This window comes from Candidatus Desulfolinea nitratireducens (assembly GCF_982879505.1).
This window is the reverse complement of record NZ_CEYOSI010000274.1, coordinates 1-4,044: the sequence shown is the minus strand read 5'-3', so window position 1 is coordinate 4,044 and position 4,044 is coordinate 1. Positions and strand designations below refer to the sequence as shown.

The 4,044-nt window shown below is 48.7% G+C and carries 3 protein-coding genes; all 3 read right to left on the bottom strand.

Features of this window, described 5'->3' with window-relative positions; all coding sequences use genetic code 11:
• Positions 1-199: hypothetical protein (locus AC3DOM_RS16355; protein ID WP_487920109.1), on the bottom strand; the 199-nt coding region annotated here is incomplete at its 3' end.
• A 68-nt stretch (positions 200-267) separates the two neighbouring features.
• Complete coding sequence (locus tag AC3DOM_RS16350; RefSeq protein WP_487920108.1) at positions 268-1,587, bottom strand: cyclic 2,3-diphosphoglycerate synthase; 1,320 nt, start codon at positions 1,585-1,587, stop codon at positions 268-270.
• Between the two features lie 311 nt (positions 1,588-1,898).
• Complete coding sequence (gene argS, locus AC3DOM_RS16345) at positions 1,899-3,710, bottom strand: arginine--tRNA ligase (protein ID WP_487920107.1); 1,812 nt, start codon at positions 3,708-3,710, stop codon at positions 1,899-1,901.
• Positions 3,711-4,044: the final 334 nt, after the last annotated feature.

The window sequence follows — 4,044 nt, the reverse complement described above, 5'->3', positions numbered from 1 at the left end:
CTACCCGATGAGAAAGGAAGAGTAGCCAAATCGTTACAAGCGACCAACCAACCCCTGGGATGATTTCCCTTTGGTTGGGGCAACTTAATCTTATAAATCTTTCTTCAGGACATCCTTTTTCTCCACCTGTGAATATGAATGAAGGATAGTCAAAAATTATTTTTCTCTCAATTAATTCTTGACTGAGCAGTTGCACCAATAGTTTATTATAATAACAAAAAAGAGTCGAGCAAAATTTTGCTCGACTCTCAGATTTCTGATTAAAACCTATTTCCCAAACTTCGCTTGCAACAACTCCTTCAGCGTAGGCTGACCGATTTCTTGCAACTCATAGCGTACGCGTTGCGTAGGCTTGTTGATCTTTAGCACGCGGGACAGGTCGATCGGAGTTCCGATGATGACCAGATCCACGTCAATGGCGTTGATGGTTTCCTCGAGGTCGCGGGTTTGCGCTTCGCCATAGCCCATTGCGGGGAGAATCTCGCCAGTGTCGGGATATTTTTCGAAGGTTTCGGCGATGGAGCGGACAGCAAAGGGGCGCGGATCTACGATTTCAGCCGCACCGAAACGGCGCGCAGCAACGTAACCTGCGCCATATTTCATCCCGCCGTGTGTCAGGGTGGGGCCATCTTCGACGACGAGAACACGTTTGCCCTGGATAGCGGCAGGATCATCCACAAATAGAGGAGAGGCGCCCTCGACGATGACCGCGTTCGGGTTCAGACCACGTAAATTTTCCCGCACCAGGATGACGTCATCGGGCGAGGCGGTATCCACCTTGTTGATCACGAAAACATCAGCGGAGCGGACATTCGTCTCGCCGGGGTAAAACGTCAATTCATGCCCTGGGCGAAGCGGATCGGCAACCACAATTTCCATATCCGAAACATAGAAGGGCAGATCGTTATTGCCACCATCCCACAGGATGATATCCACTTCCTGCTCGGCTTTGCGCAAAATTTTCTCATAATCCACACCTGCAAAGACGATGATACCGTTATCAATATGGGGTTCGTACTCTTCGCGCTCTTCAATGGTGCATTCATACTCATCCAGATCGTCATAATCGGCATAACGCTGAACTTCCTGCGCGACCAAATTGCCATAAGGCATTGGGTGACGAATGGCGGCGACTTTATAGCCCATATCGCGGAGGATGAGGGAGACACGGCGCGTTGTTTGGGATTTGCCACAGCCCGTGCGGACGGCGCAAACTGAGACAACCGGTTTCGTGGACTTGATTTGGGTTGGCTTCGCGCCGAGTAGGCGGAAGTTTGCGCCCAAAGCATTGACCAGTGAAGCCTTGTGCATCACGTATTCATGAGGTACGTCAGAATAGGCGAAAACGACTTCTTCTACATCCAGTTCTTTGATGAGATCTTCGAGATGTGCTTCATCGTGGATGGGGATGCCTTCGGGGTAAAGTTCGCCCGCGAGGACAGCCGGATATACACGTCCTTCGATGTCGGGAATCTGGGTAGCAGTGAAGGCGACAACCTGATAATCCTTGTTGCCGCGGAAAACGGTGTTGAAGTTGTGGAAGTCGCGTCCTGCGGCTCCCATGATCAGGGTACGGATTGGGGACATTGATCTTACTCCTTACAGAAAGATGAATTTTCAGCCGATACCGGTTTTGCTTTCGTTGGTTGTATGAGAGACTTCAGTCATCAGTCATCAGATCTCAGCATTCAGACTTTAGATGTCATTTTAGATTTTAACTAAAGTCTGTAGTCTAAAGTCTGATGTCTCTTAAAACAACATGGAAGCTCCTGCGCTTTAGTGGAGTTCCTTTGCGTTCCCCCCTTTAGCTCCCCCTCAGGGGGAAGGCCAGGATGGGGGACGCAGCCCGTAAGAATTGCGGGATCGGTTGATTTTCGGAGCAGGAAAACTCTGCTACGTCACATCACTTCTGGGGCTGTGATGCCCAAAAGCGCCAAGGCATTGGCGAGGGTTTGCTTCGACGCGGCAACCAGCCGCAACCGAGCATCTCGAATTGCATCTGTTTCGGCTTTTAATACTGAAACAGCATGGTAAAAACTGTGGAACGCACTCGCCAGATCATACGCATAAGTGGCCATGATCATTGGGCGATATTCATTTGCGGCTTCTTCGACCTTAGCCGGGAAACGCGATAATAATTCAATTAATGCAATCTCATGGGGAGTCATTTCAAAGTTGAAAGGGGCATCATTCAATTTCTCAACTTTCAAACCTTCAAACTTCTTTAAAATACTAGCCGCCCTCACATGCGCATTCTGGATATATGGCCCGGTGTGTCCTTCAAAGCTGAGAGCTACGTCCATATCAAAAACGGTATCACGGCTGTTATCTACAGAGAGCATCGCATAGGCCAATGATCCCAAACCAACAGATTTGGCGACCTCAGCGCGTTCTTTCTCAGAGAGATTAGGATTCTTCTCTTTACTCGCCTCTGTCACCCGGCGTAAAGCCTCGTCCGCGACATCTTTGAAAAGCACCAAACGTCCCGCACGAGCAGACATGGCTCCTTCTGGCAGGCTGACAAAGCCATATCCAAGATGATAGCATTTCTCTGCCTGGGGCACACCCCAAAGCCTTAAGATGGCAAAGGCCTGCTGCAAATGTAGCGATTGGCGGACGTCAACGACATAGATCGAACGATCCACGCCATAATCTTCAAATTTGACTTTTGCCAGCGCCAGATCTTTCGTTAGGTAGAGGGTTGTGCCGTCATTACGTAAAAGCACATTCGTGCGATACTTTTCTTTTTTTAAGCCTAGCTTCTCATCAATATTGACGATCACCGCACCGCCTTCGGGGCGTTCATCTTCGGCGATGCCAAGAGCGATCAATTCATCCACGATGGCTTTGGAGGGCTGATCCACTTCGCTTTCGAAGAACCAGGCGTCCATGTGGATGTCGAGGGTCTCCAAAATATCTTTCAGCTCGACCAAACTCCATTCACGGGTTTCAAGCCAAAGGTTGCGGACGTACTCGTCCCCCTCATCCCATTTTCGATAAAGCTCGCGTCGTTCTGCATCGTAAGCCTCGCGCTGGGCCTGCTCTTCATCCGTCTCATTCTCTTTTTTCGTGAGCAGTTTTGTGGCTTCGACATAAAGTTTCAGCAGCCATTGCCCGCGCTCGTGAATGCCCTCTGGCTCCTGCCCTTTATAGAAATTTTCGTAAATCCAGAGAACGGTAATCACGCCCAGACCGATGTCGCCGGGATAGGCGGCACGGATGGTTTCAAAACCCGAAAATTCAACGAGGCGTGCGAGGGATTCGCCGAGGATGGCGTTGCGAAAATGGCCGATGTGAAAGGAGTGATGGGTATTCGGCTGTGCATATTCAACCATGACCCGCTCACCTTTTGGCTTGCCGCGCCCAAAATCACTTTTTTCCTGAAGAATGGCAGCCACTACGCGTTCTGCGAAATCTGCCGTGACAAAATAGAGGTTGAGATAGCCCTTGACCGCTTCAACGCGACTGATGCCTGTGGGAGTACCAATTTCGTCTTTGATGGTTTCAGCAATTTCCTGCGCCCGCAACGGGACTTTGACCTTCTTGCCACTTTTTGCCTCGTTTGCCGCTGTTTGAAAAAATGACGTGGAGGTACCCCACTCCCCGTTAAAGGGAATTGGCTGCCATTTTAGCTCGGCAAGAGGGACCTCGTTTTTAGCGCAATACGCGAGGATTTTATCTTCGATTTCGATGGTTTCTTGGTTGAACATAAGCGATTTTTACCAGTGTTTTCAGGTTGATTTTGGTGCGGGGATTATAACATGGGGACAGTGAGGAGTGATGCGTGATAAGTGAATTTTTGATAATGCGAATTACGCGAAAAGGTCGAATGTACCAAAGAAAGAGGAAAAAGCTTAGAAGAAAGAACAGCTACTTTTCGAAAGAATATTATTGCTATTGGGTATTGGTAGTTGGTAATTGATGGAGATCACTTAATGGGTGTTTTTATTTTTTAATTCGTCAATTTTATTGCCCATATTAAAGGACGCATCACTCGTCACGTTTCACTCTTCACAAAATCATCCTTTTTCATCTTTCAGTTTT

Excerpts from the sequence above, each read along its gene's own strand:
- AC3DOM_RS16350 (WP_487920108.1), bottom strand. The coding sequence starts at position 1,587 with ATGTCCCCAATCCGTACCCTGATCATGGGAGCCGCAGGACGCGACTTC.
- argS (WP_487920107.1), bottom strand. The coding sequence starts at position 3,710 with ATGTTCAACCAAGAAACCATCGAAATCGAAGATAAAATCCTCGCGTAT.